Origin of the sequence: Pseudomonas sp. PS01299, assembly GCF_029960145.1 — a bacterium.
GTDB classification, from domain to species: domain Bacteria; phylum Pseudomonadota; class Gammaproteobacteria; order Pseudomonadales; family Pseudomonadaceae; genus Aquipseudomonas; species Aquipseudomonas putida_A.
In genome coordinates this window covers 1-1,172 of the sequence record NZ_JASCPO010000490.1, presented here as the reverse complement: position 1 = coordinate 1,172, position 1,172 = coordinate 1, and the positions used below count along the sequence as shown (strand labels likewise).

The window sequence follows — 1,172 nt, the reverse complement described above, 5'->3', positions numbered from 1 at the left end:
GGATGCTCCGATCAACTTGTCGTGCAGCCGCGGCAAGTTGCAATTTTCCAGGCACCTACAGCGTCATTGGACGAAAAGTGACCGAAAAATCATGTACGGAGAGCTTTTTCGACCGGTTCTCCGTGTTAAACGCGAACCTCACCCATACCCATGAGCTGTTTTCGAACCCTCCACAGGTTTGCCAGGGCGAACAGCGTGGTCAACTGAGCCGTGTTTTTCATCAGCCCACGAAAACGTACTTTCACGTAACCAAACTGCCGCTTGATCACGCGAAACGGATGCTCGACCTTGGCCCGTGTCTGAGCCTTGCAGAACTCGATCTTGCGCTTGGCTTTGTACAGTACGCTGCGCTGGTTCAGCTTGGAATAGGTGCTGCGACGCGCTGCAATCTGCCAGATCACCCCCCGATTTTCATGCTCTTCGCGCCTTTCGACACCGGTGTAACCGGCATCTGCATACACGGCGTTTTCTTCGCCATGCAACAGTTCAGCCACCTGCGTGACATCGGCCACATTGGCAGCGGTGCCATGGACGTGATGCACCAGGCCGGACTCGACATCGGCACCGATGTGCGCCTTCATCCCGAAGAAATACTGACCGCCTTTCTTGGTCTGGTGCATCTCGGGATCACGCTTGCCTTCTTTATTTTTGGTCGAGCTGGGGGCATGAATAATGGTGGCATCGACGATGGTGCCTTGGCGCAGCGACAGGCCTTTTTCCTGCAGATAACCATTGATGACCGCAAGGATTGCCGGTGCGAGCTGATGCTTCTCCAGCAAGTGCCGGAAGTTCATGATCGTGGTGTCTTCGGGGATTGGCGCGCTCAGCGTCAGGCGTGCGAACTGGCGCATGGGCGTGATTTCGTAGAGCGCTTCTTCCATGGCCGGGTCGCTCAGGGAGAACCAGTTCTGCAACAGATGGATGCGCAGCATGGTTTCCAGAGGATAGGGTTTTCTACCGCCGCCGGCCTTGGGGTAGAACGGTTCGATCAGCTCCAGCAGGCCTGCCCAGGGCACCACCTGATCCATTTCGGCGAGGAAGCGCTCTCGGCGGGTTTGCTTGCGCTTGCCGGCGTACTCAAAGTCGGAAAAGCTCATCTGGCTCATGGGCGGCTCGGATCAGGTGTTGCGGGGATTCTCGCATAACTGAAGGCTTGTTCGGAGATTCCCTAG

1 protein-coding gene is annotated in these 1,172 nt (G+C 56.6%); it reads right to left on the bottom strand.

From position 1 onward, the window contains the following. Positions 1–125: 125 nt before the first annotated feature. Positions 126–1,106, bottom strand: a complete 981-nt coding sequence (locus QMX91_RS31190; protein ID WP_014003920.1) for an IS5-like element ISPa41 family transposase — start codon at positions 1,104–1,106, stop codon at positions 126–128. Positions 1,107–1,172: the final 66 nt, after the last annotated feature.

What these genes read in the sequence shown, in the direction of transcription:
- QMX91_RS31190 (WP_014003920.1), bottom strand. Translation starts at nt 1,106, where the DNA reads ATGAGCCAGATGAGCTTTTCCGACTTTGAGTACGCCGGCAAGCGCAAG.